This is a genomic window from Streptomyces sp. NPDC090499 (genome assembly GCF_044769305.1).
Classification (GTDB): Bacteria; Actinomycetota; Actinomycetes; order Streptomycetales; family Streptomycetaceae; genus Streptomyces.
This window is the reverse complement of the sequence record NZ_JBIVXP010000001.1, coordinates 695,642-712,416: the sequence shown is the minus strand read 5'-3', so window position 1 is coordinate 712,416 and position 16,775 is coordinate 695,642. Positions and strand designations below refer to the sequence as shown.

Below are 16,775 nucleotides of genomic sequence, written 5' to 3'. Positions count from 1 at the left end.
GGCTTGTGTCGCGCGGTCACTTCCGCAGGGAGAGCCGCGGCGCGGCCGGAGCCTTCGGTGCGACGCGTTGCGGCGGGGTGTACCTGGGCACCGGCGAGGGGGTCACGCCGGGCAGCTTCGTGACGTTCGCGGTCGGCACGACCTTCGTGTACCTCGGGTGCGGCCGGTGCCCGTGCCCGTGGCCGTGGCCGTGGGGCTGGCAGGCGATCGAGGCGACGGCGTACCCGGAGCAGTGGCGGGAGCTGCTCCTGTCGTCGGGAGCACTGCAGGCGGCGGCCAGGAGCACCAGGCCGAAAACCATCAGCGCAGCCACGACGGACATGAGCAGGGTGGACATGTGCCCGAACGAGGGGCGGAGCGTCTTCACAGCGGGGGCCTTCCAGACGGACGGGTAAGGCCGCGGATCGTGGGGCCCCTGCCACGCCTTGCGTCGCGCGCTGCGGAATCGGCTTGCCCGTTCCTTCCCCGGCCGGCCACGGTGGGATCACGCACGGCGCCGCGCGCTACCTGCAGCAAGGCGTGGGCGCGCCCGCGGGCCCGCCATGATCACCGCCTTCAGTGCCACGAGGGGTTGGAGTCCCCTGCGAGCGCCGTGCGTCACCCGCCCGCCTATGGCGGATCCGCCATAGGCGGGCCGTCCCTGCTTCGGGCGGATCCGCCCGAAGCATTCGAGCCTGTGACCTGGGCGTACGCTCGCAGGATGAGCGAGGAACAGGGCGTGGGGGAGCAGATCCCGGAGCCGGAGCCGGCCCGCCCCTGGCGCCCGGAGGACGGGCCCAGGCCCGAGGTGTGGACATGGCCGAACCGCGACCGCCCCGCGCTCGAGGTCTGGTCAGCCGGGGCGTGGCGGCACGCGCCCGTCATGGCACGGCAGAACTGGCCGGACGGGACGGTCCGCTACCAGGTCGAGGTGGACCTACGCGGGGACACCATGGTCACGATCAACACGTACCAGTGGCCACAGCCGGGGTTGCGGAAGGGCTACGACAGCGGCTCCAAGCCGTCCAGGGCGGTCGACGAGCGGCGGCAGGGGAACATGCCCCAGGCGCGGCCCCGCGGGGCGTAGCGGGGCCGCCGGGGTGTTCGGCTACAGGTAGACGTCCTGCAGCTCCGCGACCAGGACGTCGCCGACGAGCGGGGTGTCCGTGAGGAGCGCGCGGACGGGGCGGCCGTCGACCTTGAGCGGGACGATGGAACCGGCGGGGGCGGAGCTGCGGAAGCGGATGACGCGGGCGCCGAACAGGGCGCGGGAGTTCGTCACCAGGTAGGTGCGGGCGGGGCGAGCCATGATCTGGCCTCTCGAGCGGGGGCGCGCCCCGTGTGGGCCGCCCTGTACCCCTTCGCGCTCCTCGGGCCCTACCGGACAGGATCGGCCGCGTACGGGCCGCTCAGGCGGTTTGCTCGACGTCCTCTTGCCGGAGGGGCACGGCGCCCTCTGCGTGCTTGAGTGCCTGCCGGAGGGCGACCATGTCGGCGCCCTGGACGCCGTGCTCCCGGCTGTCCTTCCAGTGCTTGTGACCCTGCACGGCCGCTGTGGCCTCTCGCAGCGCCGCGAACAGCCGGTCGTACTCGGCGGCCTGCTCGTCCGTCCAGCCGGGCGACGCGGGCCGCTCCGGGTGCTCCCTGCCCCGCTCCTTCTCCTCTGGCCACCCGGGGTGAGGATCGCGGGACCACGGGAGGGTCTTCTGGTGGGCGTGGAGTTCGGCGTACAGCTCGGCGGCGTGGAGCTGCGCGGCGCGCAACTCCTGGGGGAAGTTGTTCGGGTCGAACTTCTCCTCCTCGGCGGCGGACGTCTCGGGGGCAGGGGCAGGCGTGCTCATGCTTCGCAGCCTAGTTCGAGCCAACGACAACGCCCGGCCTCCGCGCGGGGCGGGGGCCGGGCGTGCTCGGGGGCTAAGCGACCGTGTCGTAGTCCTCGGAGTCGAGGAACTCGTTCAGCCGGTAGAGCTGGCACAGGTAGTCAGCGGCCAGGGCCTCACCGTCGACGTCGAAGAACTGGGCGAGCACCCGCGCCGCCATGAGCGGGGGGACGACGTCGGCGAGCTGCTGGAACACGCTCGTGCGGGAACCCTCACCGGGGTACGAGCGGCGGAAGCCGACGAGGAGACCGGCCTCGTTCGGGGTGAGGCGCAGACCGTCGCTGACGCGCTTCCAGGTGCGGGCCTTGCCGGTGAGGCAGTTGGACGGCTTATCGGCGGAGAACTCGTTCCCGCCCTTGGCGCGGCCGGTGGCCGGGTCGATCGGGCGGACGCCGCGCGTGTTGATCCGCTCGCCCTCCTTCCAGCCGAGGGCCTGCGCCATCGTGGTCGGGCGAACGTTCTCGGCGGGCGTGGGCAGGTACGACAGGCGACGGGAGGCCAGGAAGAACACCCGCTCACGACGGGAGGCAAGTCCGAACTCGGAGGCTTCGAGGATGCCCTCGGTGCTCCAGTACCACTCTCCCTCTTCCTGGCCGCCGCACAGCTCCAGGCGGATGTCGTCGAGGATCTGCTGAGGCAGTCGGCTGGACTGCTCCATCGCGATGAACTGGAGCGGCGCGCCCGCAGCCTGCATGCCGAACGCCCAGAACAGCAGCTCCGCCATGAGGCCGATGCGAGGGTCGGTGAGCGGGGCGAGCTGGGCGCGCAATTCGTCCCAGGTGACGCCGGAGCGCGGGGCGAACCCGTCGTGGTAGCCGAGTTCATCGCAGGTGTCGCAGCCCCCGCACCAGTCGTCCAGCTCGTTGCCGGGGAGGAAGCCGCCCGCCTCGGAGGTCTGGGCGAGGACCCGGCACAGGGTGAAGATGTTCGCCTCGTCCTGGCCGGAGTGCTTCCCGGCCGGGGAGAACGAGGGGCAGGGCGGGGAGACGATCAGGCCGCGCACGTACCGCAGTGCGATGTGCTCGGGGTCCAGGGTCGTGATGTCGATGCAGATGCGGCGGTGTCCGGCGGCGCGGGCGGTGGCGCATGCGTCCTTGGAGACGTCCACGCCGACGGCGTCGACCTTGACGCCGAGGACGACGGCGATGCCTTCGGACCAGCCGCCGGGGCCCGCGAACAGCTCGACTATGCGGATCGGGTCGCCGGGGAGCGGGGCAAGCAGCCACTCAGCCGGCCACGGGTTCGCGGCGGCTTCCAGGACGGCGTACACCTTCGGCGGGATCGGCAGGCCGCTCTTCCGGGCGAGGGTGGCGACGTGAACGGCGGTTGCGACCGCTGGGGGCATGATCCGCATCTGGTGTTCCTCTTGTTCGTTGGTCCGCCGGTGGTTGCTCTCCACCAACACGCCAAATAGTACACCAAGGGAAATCCCGAGACGGGGAACAGTGAAAACGTGAAGACCGTTACCTTGGGCTGTGCGTTTTCCCTGGGATGTAGGGGTGGGGTCAGTGGAACTCGGGCCGCCAGGTGCTGCAGCCGGAGCACACCGTGGGGCACGGCTTGGAGCCGCAGCAGGGCGCGCACTCCCCGCCGGGGGCGCCGCACGGGCAGGGCAGGGCGATACCCAGCGGCGTACGCCCTCCCGCGTTCTCCCCCTCGATCTCCTCGTCCGTCCGGGCCCTCTCGGGCAGGAAGTCGAGGAAGTCGTGCGGCGCGGTGTCCTCGACACGCTGGGCCAGGCCGAGGATTGCGCCCGGGTCGCGCGGGTCGTGCGCGCCCCACAGGGCGGCGATCTCCTCCGGGACGGCCGGGAGCTGCTCGGCGCGGCTCAGCAGCTCCGGGAACGCCCGCACGATCTCGCCCTCAGCTCCACGGACCGAGTCGAGTCGGAGGTAATCCCCGTCGTAGTCGGTCTCGTGCCGGGTGATCACAAGGAACCGGGCGTCGGGGAACTGGGCGTGCAGCGTGGCGGCCAGGAGCGGGACCATCGCGCCAGCGGCGGCGCGCGCCTTGGCTCGAGCGTCCTCGAACGCGGAGAACGGGGTCAGGGTCGCAGTGGTCACGGGTTGGGTCGTCCTTCCAGAGGCGGGGTGCGCCCCGCGAGCCGGGCCCACGGGGCGCGGCGGGTCAGCGGGCGAGGCGCGGGGCGAGGGAGACCAGGAAGTCGACGCCGACGCCGTGGAGGTCGACGGACGCGGGGCTGGTGTCACGGACCCGGGCGGCCGAGTCCAGCGCGGGCGCGGCGTACCCGTACACGCCGGGCCGGGTACCGAACGCGATCCCGCCCGCGTCGGCCTGCTCGACGTCGACGCGCTGCGCCAGGAATGCGGCCATGCGGCGCTGCAACCGTCCCTGGACGTTGCGCATGGGCCAGGTCTTCGGCACCAACGGCTTCGCGGGCAGGAACCGGGCGACGGCCCGTTCGACGGCGCGCACCGGGCCCTCGATCTGCACGTCACACGCGGGGTTGCTGCCGTGCAGCGTGGCCGAGTACCGCAGGCCGCTGGAGGACCAGGTGACGGTCGACGTGTTCACCAGGAGACCGCCCCGCTCGTACGTGACCGCGCCCTGGGCGCGCATGGCGTTGCCGATCTCGTAGAGCAGTTCGAGCCGGGCGCGGGAGACGTCCTCGCGGGTGCGGGCGGCCTCGTCGTCGACGACGGGCAACACCAGGCGCAGCACTTCGCGGGCTATCCCGGCCGGGGCGACGGTGGCGAGCTTGAGGTCCGGCCGGGTCGGCTCACGGTCGGGGAGCTGCCATCCGATCTCGGTATCCCAGGGGCGGGCGACCAGGACCAGGGCGCGCGTGCCGTGCACCAGGCGGGCGGCGGGGTGCCTGGCCGTCCACCAGGGGGCGTACGGCTCGACGGTCCACGGAATGCCGGCGCGCTGCGGGAGGAGCGCGGCGACGTGCTCGGCGAGGGTGCGGGCGGGGCAGGCAGGGCGGGGCGGGGCGGTGGCGGGGGAGGTCATGCGGGGGCCTTTCGAGGGGGCCGCGCCCCCGGGCGGAGGGGCGCGGCCGGGCGGGCGAGGGTCAGACCAGGTGCGAGACGGCGGTGAGCAGCAGGTCCGGGCCGAGGCTGGAGAACTCGGCGACGACCCGGCGGGAGTCGTCCGCGTGGTCGGTGGGCTCGTCCTTGCCGGGGAGCGCGATCCAGCCGCCCGGCTGCTCGTGGCCGCCGAACTCGACCTCATGGGCGTCCAGCGGGCGGAGCTGCGGGAAGGCGTCCGTCAGACGGCGCGTGAAGACGCTGCCGACGTCGGCGGGCTCCCGTCCTTCGGCCGTGGGCAGCACGACCGGCAGGAAGCCGTACAGGCCCGACATGGGCCCCTCGTACGACATCTTGAGGTTGCCGGAGTCGTTGATCACCCACACGCCCCACTCGGCACCGTTGGACGCGGTCCAGGTCATGCCGACGCCCAGGTGATGCCGGACGGGGTCGACGTGCGCGCCGTGGTCGATGAGGGAGAACCCCACCTCGTTCAGGTGCTGCGCCCCGTCCACGATGACCTGTTCGCGGCCGTGGGCGCGCACGGTGGCGCTGGCGGCCTCCCGGTCGAGGCGGGGCAGGACGACGCGCAGCAGGCGCCCAGCGAGCTCGGCGACGGGGTCCGGGCCGGTCTCGGTGATGACGGCGTCTGGGGCATCGGCGACGCCGTGCCGGTCGGCGTAGACGGAGATGCGGCCGTCCTGCTCGACGACGTCCAGGGCGCGGTTCCCCTGCACCAGGCGGGCCGTGGAGGCGCCAGCGCGGATGATCTGGGGGGCCGGGTCGACCTGCCAGGCGACACCCTTGCGGGTGGGCAGGAGGGCGGCGAGCGGGGCAGCGGTCCCGGCGGGGGAGACGGCGGCAGTGATCACGGTGGTGTTCCTCGCTTCGTGGTGGGTCCGGCGCGGTGCTCTCCGGCCGGGGAATGGGGTCACGCGGGTTGTGCTTGTGTCGCCCGGGGCCACGCGGCGGGCGCGGCCCCGGACGGGGTGATCAGATGCAGGGCTCCAGGGCGAGCGGCTCGAACGTGACGAGGAGCGTGCTGTTGTCGTTCGGCTCGATCCACCCCGAGTGATCGGTCAGGGCACCGTCCAGGTCGCGGTGGCGGCCGGAGAGGTCGAGGGTGCGGGTGCTGCCGTCGACGAGGGTGACCGTCGGGTTGCCGTCGTTCCAGAAGAACCCGTCTTCCCACTCGCGGGTGGTGAACTCGGCGGACACGGGCGCGGGGGCGTCGGGCTCGTCCTCCGCGAGAACGTCCTTCACCGCCTCCAGCACCTTGCCGGGCAGCGATGCGGTGTTCCGTGCCTCCAGGAGCCTGTCGGCCTCGTCGCGCAGGTTCATCAGGTCGTCGTCACTGAGCAGCTCCAGGGGGAGCGTCATGGTGAGCGTGGCGGCCATCTGGGTTTGTCCTCCGGTCAGTTCAGGTGAGGGGTTGGGCCACGCCCCGGGGCGGCTCGTTCGGCCAGGCCCCGGGACGCGGCGGTCGCGGGCGGGTCAGACCGATTCGGCTTCACCGACGCGCAGGTACCGGCCGGTGTCGATGTAGTGCTGTCGGGACGCGGACGATTCGAAGTCCCAGTCGGCGGGGTTGTAGCCGGTGACAGCGCGGATTGTGGCGGCGGACAGCTCGGCGAGGTGGTCGAGCCCGTCGGTGGCAGACGCGCCTTCGAGGAACAGGCCCTCGTCGTAGTCGCGCACCCCTTCCGGGAGGGGTGCGGGCGGGAAGTCGTCGTCTTCGTAGTGGCTGAAGCCGATGCACAGTTCGCCCTCGTAGTCCACGGAGAACACGAACTTCGCGACGTAGGGGCCGAACACGGTGCCGCTGGTGCCGAAGGATCCCGACTCGGCCGTCCAGCCCTGACCGAGGAGCTTGGCGGTGGCGCGGGCGATGTCGGAGACGCTGAACGGGTACTCATAGCCGGGCTCGGGCGTGTAGTTGCCGTGCTCGTCGTACTGCGGGGCCTCGGGGGCAGCGGTGCTCATCGGGTGTTCCTCCGGTTTGTGGTGGCCCGGCGTGCTCTCGCCGGGTAGTACGCCGGGCGGGCGCATCCTGTGACGCCCGCCCGGCGGGGCGGTCAGTGCTGGTTGCCGGGGCGGCCGTTGTCGACGCGGACTTCGGAGGCGAGGCGCGCGTGCTTCTGCCAGACCTTGAAGACCTCGCGCAGCCAGTCGTCCGTGCGCTCCCACTGGTGCTCGTTGTCGTCGTGGAGCAGGTGCAGCGCGTGCGCCAGGTCGGCCTCGCGCTGGGCGAAGTCGGCGAACTCGGGGTTGACCGGGTTCAGGCGAGCGGGGAACGGCAACTCGCGGTCGACGAGCGGCACCAGGACGTACTCACCGAGCTCGGCGGGGAAGCGGGCGGCCGGGTGGTCCACGGCGACCTGCTCGGCCATGAACAGTTCCTCGCACGCCTCGGTGGGCAGCTCCTCGTACGCGCCGGGCGGGACAGCCTCGAACTCTCGGGCGGCGGCGTCGAGGCGCTCAGCGATGGCCAGATGGGCGGCGTGAATGCCGGGGTCGGCGGTGTGCCGGGTGCGGGCGATCTCGGCGACGACGCGGGCGCGCTGGGCGGCCTGGCGGTACTGGTCGAGGAACGGGGCGGCGGTGGTGGTGGTCACGGGTGTCTCCGTCTCCGGGGTGTGGAAGGTGGGGCCGGGGGCGCGGGGCTCAGAGGGTGGGGCCGCGCCCCCGGCGGTCAGGGGGTGGCTCAGGCGGCGATCAGCGCGGCGCGGACGGTCTTGTACTCGGCCTTGCGCGGCTTGTACGCGGCGGCGATCTGCGCGACCTGGGCGCGGGTGTACCGGTAGGCGGTGACGGCGTGGCGCTTGAAGCCCTGGGCGGTGCGGCGGATGCGGGCGCGGCGGCCCTTGATGCCCGCGTTCTTCGCGGCGGTGCGCAGGGCCTTGACGACGCCCTTGACGGTCTCGCGGTCGGCGCCGGTGGCGATGACGTGCGTGGCCAGGGATCGGGCGGTGGTGCGGACGCGGCGGGCGGCGCGGGCGACTTCGCGGCGGGCGGCGGAGGCGGTGCGGTTGGCGCGGACGCGGTCGCGGAGAACGGTGCGGGCAGTGGCCATGGGGTGCTCCTCGGTTCGTTGGTGTGTCGGCGGTTGCTCTCCACCAACAAGGGAAATACTACACCAAGGGAAATCGCGAGGGGAGCAAGTGGCCCGATCAAATCGAAGTTTTCGCAGATGAAAGCGCACCCGATCGCTTCCAGATCGGTCGGGCGCACTGTCTACGGCTTACCGTTCTGGCGGGTCAGAACAGGGTGTCGGTGTCCGGGGTGGGGGCGGCGGCCGGCCTACGGGCGCGGGTGGCGCTGCGGTCGGTCGGGGCGTCCCCGAACAGCGCGTCGGTGCCGTTCGAGTGGGCCACGGCCTGCACGCGGCGGGTGACGGTGCGGGCGTCCACCAAGGCGAGCGGCGCGGCCGGGTCGAAGTCGGCGCGCTGCATGGTGGTCCAGTCGATGCCCTGGGGGTCAGTGGCAGTGCTCACGGGGTCTCTCCTGTCTCGGGGTGGCGCGGGCGGGGCCGGGCGCGCTGCGTGGGGCGCGCCCGCCATGGGGGGAGCTGTCAGGCGGCGATGGTGAGGTGGGCGCGAGGGTTGGCCGCCTCCTCGCGCAGCTCCCGGGCGGTGTCGCGCACGGTGGCCATAACCTCCTCGGCCTGCGCCGGTGTGAGCCGCTCCGCGCCCTCGCGGGGGCCCTCCTCGGCCTCCACGACGGCGAACACGGCCGCGTAGATCTCCGTGGCCAGCAGGTGCGCGCCCTTCACGCGCTGGGCGACGGAGCCGGGCCGGGCGGCGTCGAACTCCTCACGGGCCGCAGCGACCTTCTGCCCGTAGTACAGGGCGGAGCCCCACCCGTGCTTGACGTACTCGTGGCGCACGGTGGTCTCGGCGATGTGCAGTCCGTCGCGGATCGCGCGGTTGGCCTGCCCGCGCTCCATCAGACCGCTACGGACGTAGCCGTTGACGACGTCGCGGGCGGCTCGTTCGGTGGCGCTCATCTTCCGGGCCATGGTGTGGGTCCTCTCGAGGTTGTGCGGGGCCGGGGCGCGGTGCTGCGCCCCGGCGGGCGGGTCGGGTGGGTCAGGCGTTGCGGGCGGCCTCGGCGGCGGCCAGGCGGGCGTCTGCCCATGCGCGGATGAGCGCGGCCCCGGCGCGCCCGGCGACGGCGGGCGTTGCCCCGCAGTCGAGAGCGGCCAGGTAGCGGCGGGCGGTCCCCTCGACGGCCACGGGGCGGGTGAACGTCTCGACGAGCCGTTCGAGGTTCAGGTTCGGGTACGACTGGACCAGGGAGCGGGCGGCGTACACGGCGATTCGACCGGCGGCGTCGCCGAGTTGCTCGGCCTGGGCGGGGGTGAGGGGGGCGCTGGGCATGGTGTGCGGGCCTTCCTGGACGGAGGGGCCGGGGCGCGGAAGGGCGCGCCCCGGCGGGGCGGGGTGAGGGTCAGCGGCTGGTGTGGCTTGCGTCGCGGTGCTCGCCGAGGGCGTCGGCCTGCCCGTCAATCCAGCCGTCGACCCACGCGACGGTGCCCGCGTCGTTCGCGTCGCCGGTGACGTGCGGGATCGTCGGGCGGGTGCCGTCGCCGAGGTCGGCCACGCCCGCCTTCCAACCGGCGTTGTACGCGGTCACGATGTCCGCGCGGTCCGTGTGGGGCCGGAAGTCGTCCGGGGTGGCGTCGGACGCGCCGATGGCGCCCAGAGTGCCCAGGACGATCACGGCGACGCTGGACGCGAGGATCGCGGCGGGGCGGGGTCGGTGGGCCAGGGAGCGCGGGAATCGCGGCATGGAGTGCTCCTCGTTCGTGGTGGGCCCCGGTTGCTCTCCGGGACCGTGGGCGGTGCGCCCTGCGCCCGTTCCGGCAGACAGCCGGCCTCGGGGGCGGGGCGCACCGCCCGCCGGGGGGTGGCGGCGGGCGGTGCGGTCTGGGGGGTCAGGCCGAGACGGCGCTGTCCGTCGTCATGAAGAACGGGTTGATCAGCGCGTCGGCGCTGTCGCCGTTGAGCGCTTCGCGGAATCCGGCGGAGCGGTCCCCGGCGACGACGAGGTGAACGGCGGAGCCGGGGATGGCGTGCTTCACGTCCCAGGCGCGGTTGACCTGGTCGTCGTAGGCGAAGGCGTCGGTGAGGCCGAGGTGGTGGACGGCGGCGCGGTGGGTGCCCGCGTCGGTGACGACCGCGATGAAGAGGTGGAGCTGGGGGGTCTTGTCCAGGGAGATGGCCATGGTGCGTTCCTCGCTTCGTTGGTTGGCCCCGGTGCTCTCCGGGGCGACGAGATGAACAGTACACCCAGGGGAATCTTTCGCAACACCACCGGCGCAACATTCCGCAAGAATCGCAGTTCAAGTGCCATAAAGTCACACGGCGCACCATCCATAAATTTCCCCAGGTTGACTATTCCTGGGGTGGTAGGTACGTTCAGCACACGCCACTAAGGCGGGGTCGGGGCGAGCATCCCCGGCCACACCAACGAACCGAGGGAGCACCCCATGACGCTGACCGCTACCGACCGCGCCGAGTGGATGGCACTGCAGGTCTTCATCTCCGCCCGCCAGGACAACGGCCGCGTCGTCACACACGACCTGGTCGACGCCGTGATGAGCCGCGACGCCAACAAGGAGTGCGGCAAGGCCAACAAGGAGACCGTCCGCCGCATCATCCGCCGGAACGCCGAGTCGGAGCGCGTCCGCGTCATCTTCACGCCGGATGAGCGGTACTGGGCCATCCGCGAGCAGCTCCACCACATGAGCGACGACCAGGTGCACGCCCTGCGCGACGAGATCGTCGAGGGCGGCGACCGCGACCCGCGCGGCTGGGACAAGCAGCTCACCGACGCGATCTCCGTGCGCCTGTCCAATCGCCTGTCCCCGACGCGCCTGCACGGTGTCGAGCCGGTCTCCATCCGCCTGTGGAGCAAGCCCCCCGCGAAGCTGGAGGAGCTGCCCAGCGCCGACGTCGTCGTCGACGCGCCGCACGCGGTGTACGTCGGCGAGGAGCGCAAGCACGACGGCATCCCCGCCGCCCACGTCCGCAAGATCGTGTCGAACCTGCGCTTCAAGCGGCAGCCGTTCCACCAGGACCCCGCAGACCGCGCCATTGTCGTGGAGAACCGCCGGTACGTCCCGCAGCCGGCCCCCGGCGCCGCGCCCGCCCAGGAGCGCCAGCACGTTCGGATCGTCAACGACGGCCCCGCCGAGATCATCCCGACCCGCCAGGCCCTGGACGAGATCAACGCCGCGATGATGCAGCCGCTGGTGAAGCGCACCGTCAAGCGGATGTCCGCGAGCAAGTCGACCGCCCACATCGTCTACCGCGACGGCCGGACCGTGTACCTGCGCCCCGCCACCCCCGGCGACACGTTCCCCACCCCGACGGAGCGCCCCACGGACGCCGAACTCACCGGCGACATCAGCGCCGAACTCGCCGACTACTACGCCGAGACCTTCCAGGCCATCGCCGACGGTTCGGCCCTCCCCGTCCGCGCCGACATGATCCGCCCCGGCATGGACGTGATCGCCGCCCACATGGACGAGACCCGCACCGTCTCCGCCGTCACGGCCTTCGTCGGCCCCGGCGCGCCCTGGGTCCGCCCCACCTGGACGTTCCGCAGCCACGACGAGACCACCACCGGCAGCACCTTCCCGCCGGACATGCACCTGATGGTCACCCGCGCCTCCCTGGACGCCGTGTTCGGCACCACCCCCGCCGAGGACACCGCCCCCGCCGCCGCGCCCCTGTACGCCGCCCTCGCCGCGTACGAGGCCACCATGCTCTGCAACGGCCCCCGCGACCTCGACGACCTGGCGCGCCACCTGCACGCCGTCGGCAAGGCCGCGCCCACGGCGCACCACCGCGAGATCCTGGAGGCGCAAGCGGACGTCATCGAGGGGGCGTGGGAGGCCCTGCGCACCGCCGGAAACCTGCGGGCCCGCAACGCCGCCCACGACAAGGCCCGCGCCGCCGTCGAGCGGGCCCGCGCGGTGATCCTGACCGTCGCCCCGCACGCCCACCGCATGCACGGCACCGATATGCCCAGCACGGCCGAGGAGATCCGGGCCGCCGCAGTGGCGTACAACGCCGTCGGCAGCACGCCCGAGGAGCTGTCCGCAATCGGGACCGGCACGGCCACCGTGCGCGTGCACTGCGCCAGCGATTCCGGGACCGGCTGGAACGTCACCGCCACGATCACCGCCGGGGTCGACACGCCGCTCGGGCATATCCCCGCGCACCCGCCGGTCGTCGAGAAGTTCCGCAGGCGGGACGGCCGCGAGGACGCCGCCGTCAATGCCCGGAGGGTGATCGGCGCCCTGTTCCGCGTCGACGTCCCGGTCTCGTACGTCCTCGACCGCCGGGTCTGATCCCGACCCCGGTGCCGCCCGGCCGATCGGGTCGGGCGGCACCCTCGGGGCCCATACGCGCACGCGCGCGTGTGTGGACGGTCCAGAAAGTCCAGAAACCCCGCTCTCCCGGCTCTGCAGGCGCCCTTTGGTCGGTTCGGTGTGTCCGGACGTCGCGCGCCGCTCTCAGGAAGGCTCACGGCCCGTCATGCTTCCCCCTTGGCTTCAGTCTCGGCTCGCTGTTGAGCCGTCCACGCACACGTTCGTCTCGTTCACGGACGAGGTGGCCCGGTTGTTGGAGTTGCCGCCCGCTCCCTCCGCCGAGGTGTACGAGCGGAGTTACGACACGGACCACGTCTGGATGTTGTGGCGGTACAAGGACGGCGGGGCCGCGCTGTTCCTCGAACGCCCGGACGGGGAGCTGCGCGAAGGCGTGACTATCCGGCTCCAGTGGCATCACTCGCCGGATCCGGCAGTCGTGGCGGCGATGGTCCGCGCGTACGGGCGTCGTGGGCGTCGTGGGCGTCGCCCCTGCCTCTTGGTTCGCCTCTTCCGCCGCTGAGCCGGCCGCCGTATCCCGCGCAGCTCCCCGCCCGTGTTCTGCCCTGCCGAAGGATCCCCCGTGTCTACCCCTGCCCTGTTCGACCTGCCCGCCGGCCCGGTGAGCACCGCGGCTGTGCCTGCCACGTTCCGGCCGTCCGGCATCACCGTTTTGTCGTATGGGCTGGGTGCAGACAGTACGGCGATCCTGCTGCGGTTCCTCGCCTCCCCGGAGCGGTACGGGCTGCGGCCGGACCTGTCGGACCTGGTGGTCGTGCACGCCGTGACCGGCGACGAGTGGCCCGACTCTCTGGACTACGTAGAGCGCCTGGTACTCCCGTTGCTTCGGGCCGCCAGGGTTCGGCTGGTGCAGATCGCCCGGTGCGGGCCGGAGGACGCCGACGGGGTGGTGATCCTGGATGACTCCCGGCAGCCGCGCCGGATCTTCGCTCAGGGCCCGTGGAGGCTGTCCGACGAACTGCGCGCGGCCGGGACGGTCCCCCAGATGGCCCGGGGCAAGCGGACGTGCTCGCTCAAGTTCAAAGGCTGGTGCCTGGACGCGTGGGCGGCCGCCGAGTTCGGTACGTCGTCGTTCCGTCGGGTCATCGGCTACCACGCGGGGGAGATGGACCGGGCCGAGAAGGACACTGGTATTCAGCGCGAGGCGAACGCGGAGGCGGGACGCACCATCTGCGAGCCGTACTATCCGCTGATCCACGAGCGCATGAAGCGGGCCGCCGTAGAGGCGTACGTCCTCGAGCGACTCGGCGAGAAGATCCGTAAGAGTTACTGCGCGCAATGTCCCTTCAGTGGGGTCTGTGCGTCCCGTGGGGCGCATGAGGAGCGGCTGAGGCAGCATCCGAACATCGCGGCGGACGTGCTGCGCATGGAGTACGTGTCGCAGGCTCTGAACGAGAAGGTGGCGCTGTACGGCACGACGTCGCTCCGGGGCCGGCTCACCCAGGACGGCCGGAACACGGCGGTACTCGAGGCGTTCGCCCTGTCCCTCGAGCAGGCCCCGCACGCGGTGTACGAGATACGGCGAATATACTTCGCGGCCCGCACGCCCGAGTGCAAGCAGTGGCACGGAAGGAACTGCCGGTCGCCGCGCTGGTGGTGCCGTCAGGCCCGTACGGGGCACTGCGTCGACGCGCACCCGGCCGGACGGTTCGAGCCCTGGTGCTCCGGCTACGACGAGTGCCGGGGGGAGACGAAGAAGGGGCAGGCGTGGCGGTCGGTGCGCACCGTGTACGAGGGGAGCCGGGCCGGGGCCGAGGCATACGTGTGGGCCATGGCCGCGCAGCACGGCATGCGCCTTGAGCGGGGCGAGCACTCCGGCGTGGAGCGGGCCCACTACATGACCGATGGCGACAGCTACCCCACGGCGTCCGCGTACCTGGTGGCGGCGCCGGCGGGGGTGCACGACAAGCAGCGCCCGAAGTTCGAGGAGCGGTTCACGCAACTGACGGGCCGGGTCGGAATGGTGGGCACGCCCGTGCGGGAGCTGCCGGAGCAGAAGCCGCGGAGGCTCACCCACGGGACACCGCCCATCCTGCGGGCGAAGACCATCGGGGGCGTGATGCTGATCGCCTAAGAGGAATGATCAGTCGAAGGAATTCGATGGCGCAAAATCTCGCGGTTTTACTGGGCAATCCCTACCCGTGATTGCCCTGGGTGTACTATTCTTTGTGTTGGTGGGAGAGCAACCCGCCAGACCAACGAAGGAGGAACACCCCCATGAACGTTGCCCTGGCAGTGAAGCCCCTGGAGGAGCTCACCGAGCAGTACGGGCCCATGCGCACCGTGCTGCACTCCGTGACACCGACCGCCGTTCCCTCCCAGCAGCACCCGACCTACGTCTTCAACATCCTGGGCGGGGAGACGCTGCGGGAGTCGGTCATCAACGGCACCGACGACACCGCAGACCTGTTCGTGCGGCTCGTCAAGTACATCGACCCCGTCAGCCAGTGGGTTCGGTTCGCCGTCGACTACTGGTCCGTCAACGGGTTCTGGGCCACCGACCACGTGCACCGCGCGGTCGCCGAGGCCGCGTACGAGGACGCCGCGCGCGCCGAGTTCGCCGAGCCGACGCTGACGCTCTCCCTGGAGCGGTTCACGCGCGGCCTGGCCAGCTTCTACGACGTCACCGACGTCATCTGACCGGTCCGGTCCCTCTCGCCGGGGCGCGACCGTACGCGCCCCGGCCCATCCCCCCTTCACCGCCGAGGAGAACCACGTCATGGACGCTCTGACCACCTTCCCGACCATTGCCACCGGCGCCCAGATAGCCACCGCGGCACTCGCAGGGTGGGGCGTCACCGCCTTCGAGGACGGCGACGTCGACGCCGGGACGAGTTGGCTTGTTCTCGGGCGAGGCGAGGGCCGCCCGCAGGAGGACCGGGAGCCGTACCTGTTGATCATCCTGTACGCCTCGGAGGAAGCCGACTGCATCATGAACCTGCCCGTCCAGCGGCACGACACCTGGCGTCTCGTCAGCGGCGACGGCACCGGTACCGAACGAGAGATCGTCACCGAGTCGGCCCGCCGCATCGACCGTGTGGCCGCACGCGCCGCGGAATGGCTGTTCGCTCCGCAGGACTGAACGCCCGCAGCTCCGCACCGCCTTCGTCCGGGACGCGACCGTACGCGCCGCGCCTCGGCACCCTCCCCAACTTGCACACCTCATCGAGGAGAACTCCGTCATGCCCCGTGCCGCCAAGCCCGCCGAGGACCTCACCTCCGCGCCGCGCCCCCTCGGCTGCCTCCCCGCGAGCGCCGACGTCCCCCAGGTGAAGGCCGCCATCCGTCTCCTCACGCACGACGGGCAGCCGCTGGCCGCGTTCGCCGAGCGGGACCGGTGTATCAGCGCCGGGGCCTACCTGGACCCCAACCGCGAGACCGGTGAGGTGGTCCTGGAGTTCCTCGCCGAGGACCGGCCGACCGACGGACGGGAGGAGTTGGACGCCGAGCGGGTGCGCGTCACCCTTGAGTACGCCGACCTGTTCCGCGTGGCCGGCTGGACCGTGCAGGAGTTCCGGGAGCGAGACCACACCAACCGGGAGCGTCTGACGCGGCTCATCCTCACGACCCCGCCGCCCACGGCCCGCGAGCGGATGACCGCTGCGCTCGACGAGTACGGGATCACCGCCCACGTCGACAAGGACGCCGGTAACTCGTGGCTGGCCATCCCCGTGACCGGCAGCGACTTCCCTGGTGTGGGGACGCCCCACCTGATCGCGTACGTCTACGAAGCGCGTGAGGACTGGGTGTTCGTCGACAACCCGATGGAGCACTGGGCCGGTGGCTGGGAGGTCAGGTTCAACTACGGCTCAGTCGAGGTGGTCATCCACCGCAGCGATGCGGCCGCCGACCCGGCAAGCGCGACTGCCACGGCCGCCAAGCTCATCGCCGCCATCCGCGCGGCCTGGGCCGGTTAGCAGCTCCCCCGACCGGGGCGCAGCCCGCACGGTGCGCCCCGGCTCCCCGGCCCCCCTTCTCCGCCCGCCTCACGTCCTGGAGGACCTCCCCATGCAGACCCTCGCCCTGTTCGACGTCGCCCCCGCCGCCCCGGCCCCCGTGAAGCGCCGTAGGCCGCTCGCCCTGGGAGAGCTGCCCATCTCTAGCGTCCCGGCCGCGTACGACCGTGAGCACCTGTACAGCCCGAAGGCGGACACCATCGAGTGGATCGACTACCGGCCCGGCGACCGGTTCGCGGCGCTCTCAAGGTCCCCGCACGTGCCGAAGGCGTGGGGCACCTGGTGGAGGACCGAGGCGAGCGTGCCGACCCCTGACTTCCTCGGGCTGGAGTCCGGCGACGTGATCACCCTCGCGGACGGCGACACGGCAACCGTCGTATCGACCTGCCGGTTCGGCGCGGTCGTCCGCTACGCGCTGCCGTCGAGCCCCTGGCGCGACAAGGAGCACGCCGAGCAGTACGTGACCGCCCGCAACCAGTTCGGCCACTGGTACCGCTGACCGCCGCCGGGGCGCGGCCCGTGCTGCGCCCCGGCCCCTCAGCCCCGCTCTCCGCCCGCTCCACGCCCTAGA

Annotated in this window: 23 protein-coding genes; 7 read left to right on the top strand and 16 right to left on the bottom strand. The window is 72.0% G+C overall.

Annotated elements, in window-relative coordinates; all coding sequences use genetic code 11:
* Window positions 1-16 precede the first annotated feature (16 nt).
* Window positions 17-337 (bottom strand): hypothetical protein, encoded by a 321-nt coding sequence (locus ACIQVL_RS03295; protein WP_403474165.1) that lies wholly within the window; start codon window positions 335-337, stop codon window positions 17-19.
* Between the two features lie 363 nt (window positions 338-700).
* Here ACIQVL_RS03295 and ACIQVL_RS03290 point away from each other — a divergent pair, with 363 nt between their 5' ends.
* The gene (locus tag ACIQVL_RS03290; RefSeq protein WP_403474164.1) at window positions 701-1,066 is read left to right on the top strand and encodes a hypothetical protein; all 366 of its coding nucleotides are present in this window, start codon (window positions 701-703) and stop codon (window positions 1,064-1,066) included.
* Between the two features lie 21 nt (window positions 1,067-1,087).
* Here the strand turns inward: ACIQVL_RS03290 and ACIQVL_RS03285 are convergent, their stop codons facing one another.
* The 15 genes from ACIQVL_RS03285 to ACIQVL_RS03215 form a co-directional block, all read right to left on the bottom strand.
* Window positions 1,088-1,288, bottom strand: a complete 201-nt coding sequence (locus ACIQVL_RS03285; protein WP_403474163.1) for a hypothetical protein — start codon at window positions 1,286-1,288, stop codon at window positions 1,088-1,090.
* Window positions 1,289-1,388: 100 nt separating this feature from the next.
* Window positions 1,389-1,820, bottom strand: a complete 432-nt coding sequence (locus ACIQVL_RS03280) for a hypothetical protein (RefSeq protein ID WP_403474162.1) — start codon at window positions 1,818-1,820, stop codon at window positions 1,389-1,391.
* A 73-nt stretch (window positions 1,821-1,893) separates the two neighbouring features.
* The gene (locus ACIQVL_RS03275; RefSeq protein WP_403474161.1) at window positions 1,894-3,213 is read right to left on the bottom strand and encodes a DNA cytosine methyltransferase; all 1,320 of its coding nucleotides are present in this window, start codon (window positions 3,211-3,213) and stop codon (window positions 1,894-1,896) included.
* Between the two features lie 151 nt (window positions 3,214-3,364).
* Complete coding sequence (locus ACIQVL_RS03270) at window positions 3,365-3,922, bottom strand: hypothetical protein (protein ID WP_403474160.1); 558 nt, start codon at window positions 3,920-3,922, stop codon at window positions 3,365-3,367.
* Between the two features lie 64 nt (window positions 3,923-3,986).
* A complete protein-coding gene (locus tag ACIQVL_RS03265; RefSeq protein WP_403474159.1) occupies window positions 3,987-4,832 on the bottom strand; it encodes a hypothetical protein in 846 nt (281 codons plus the stop codon).
* A 61-nt stretch (window positions 4,833-4,893) separates the two neighbouring features.
* Complete coding sequence (locus tag ACIQVL_RS03260; RefSeq protein WP_403474158.1) at window positions 4,894-5,721, bottom strand: hypothetical protein; 828 nt, start codon at window positions 5,719-5,721, stop codon at window positions 4,894-4,896.
* 121 nt (window positions 5,722-5,842) lie between these two features.
* Entirely contained in the window at window positions 5,843-6,247 is a 405-nt protein-coding gene (locus ACIQVL_RS03255; RefSeq protein ID WP_403474157.1) for a hypothetical protein, read from the bottom strand.
* A 96-nt stretch (window positions 6,248-6,343) separates the two neighbouring features.
* Window positions 6,344-6,832 (bottom strand): hypothetical protein, encoded by a 489-nt coding sequence (locus ACIQVL_RS03250; RefSeq protein WP_403474156.1) that lies wholly within the window; start codon window positions 6,830-6,832, stop codon window positions 6,344-6,346.
* Window positions 6,833-6,924: 92 nt separating this feature from the next.
* Entirely contained in the window at window positions 6,925-7,464 is a 540-nt protein-coding gene (locus ACIQVL_RS03245) for a hypothetical protein (RefSeq protein WP_403474155.1), read from the bottom strand.
* A gap of 89 nt (window positions 7,465-7,553) precedes the next feature.
* Window positions 7,554-7,922: a hypothetical protein gene (locus ACIQVL_RS03240; protein ID WP_403474154.1), complete on the bottom strand. Its 369-nt coding sequence runs from the start codon at window positions 7,920-7,922 to the stop codon at window positions 7,554-7,556.
* Between the two features lie 184 nt (window positions 7,923-8,106).
* Window positions 8,107-8,343 (bottom strand): hypothetical protein, encoded by a 237-nt coding sequence (locus tag ACIQVL_RS03235; RefSeq protein WP_403474153.1) that lies wholly within the window; start codon window positions 8,341-8,343, stop codon window positions 8,107-8,109.
* A 77-nt stretch (window positions 8,344-8,420) separates the two neighbouring features.
* Complete coding sequence (locus ACIQVL_RS03230) at window positions 8,421-8,867, bottom strand: hypothetical protein (RefSeq protein ID WP_403474152.1); 447 nt, start codon at window positions 8,865-8,867, stop codon at window positions 8,421-8,423.
* Window positions 8,868-8,937: 70 nt separating this feature from the next.
* Complete coding sequence (locus ACIQVL_RS03225) at window positions 8,938-9,228, bottom strand: hypothetical protein (RefSeq protein ID WP_403474151.1); 291 nt, start codon at window positions 9,226-9,228, stop codon at window positions 8,938-8,940.
* Window positions 9,229-9,298: 70 nt separating this feature from the next.
* On the bottom strand, window positions 9,299-9,640 hold the full coding sequence (locus ACIQVL_RS03220; RefSeq protein WP_403474150.1) for a hypothetical protein: 342 nt from the start codon (window positions 9,638-9,640) through the stop codon (window positions 9,299-9,301).
* Window positions 9,641-9,785: 145 nt separating this feature from the next.
* Window positions 9,786-10,076, bottom strand: coding sequence for a hypothetical protein (locus ACIQVL_RS03215; protein WP_403474149.1), 291 nt, complete (start codon window positions 10,074-10,076; stop codon window positions 9,786-9,788).
* Between the two features lie 264 nt (window positions 10,077-10,340).
* On the opposite strand from ACIQVL_RS03215, the gene ACIQVL_RS03210 reads away from it, so the two are divergent.
* The 6 genes from ACIQVL_RS03210 (at window position 10,341) to ACIQVL_RS03185 (ending at window position 16,703) form a co-directional block, all read left to right on the top strand.
* Entirely contained in the window at window positions 10,341-12,209 is a 1,869-nt protein-coding gene (locus tag ACIQVL_RS03210; RefSeq protein WP_403474148.1) for a hypothetical protein, read from the top strand.
* Window positions 12,210-12,810: 601 nt separating this feature from the next.
* Window positions 12,811-14,322 (top strand): hypothetical protein, encoded by a 1,512-nt coding sequence (locus ACIQVL_RS03205; protein ID WP_403474147.1) that lies wholly within the window; start codon window positions 12,811-12,813, stop codon window positions 14,320-14,322.
* A gap of 143 nt (window positions 14,323-14,465) precedes the next feature.
* Window positions 14,466-14,888 (top strand): hypothetical protein, encoded by a 423-nt coding sequence (locus ACIQVL_RS03200; RefSeq protein ID WP_403474146.1) that lies wholly within the window; start codon window positions 14,466-14,468, stop codon window positions 14,886-14,888.
* Between the two features lie 79 nt (window positions 14,889-14,967).
* Window positions 14,968-15,330: a hypothetical protein gene (locus tag ACIQVL_RS03195; protein ID WP_403474145.1), complete on the top strand. Its 363-nt coding sequence runs from the start codon at window positions 14,968-14,970 to the stop codon at window positions 15,328-15,330.
* Between the two features lie 100 nt (window positions 15,331-15,430).
* The gene (locus ACIQVL_RS03190; protein ID WP_403474144.1) at window positions 15,431-16,165 is read left to right on the top strand and encodes a hypothetical protein; all 735 of its coding nucleotides are present in this window, start codon (window positions 15,431-15,433) and stop codon (window positions 16,163-16,165) included.
* 91 nt (window positions 16,166-16,256) lie between these two features.
* A complete protein-coding gene (locus ACIQVL_RS03185; RefSeq protein ID WP_403474143.1) occupies window positions 16,257-16,703 on the top strand; it encodes a hypothetical protein in 447 nt (148 codons plus the stop codon).
* The last annotated feature ends 72 nt before the right edge of the window (window positions 16,704-16,775 follow it).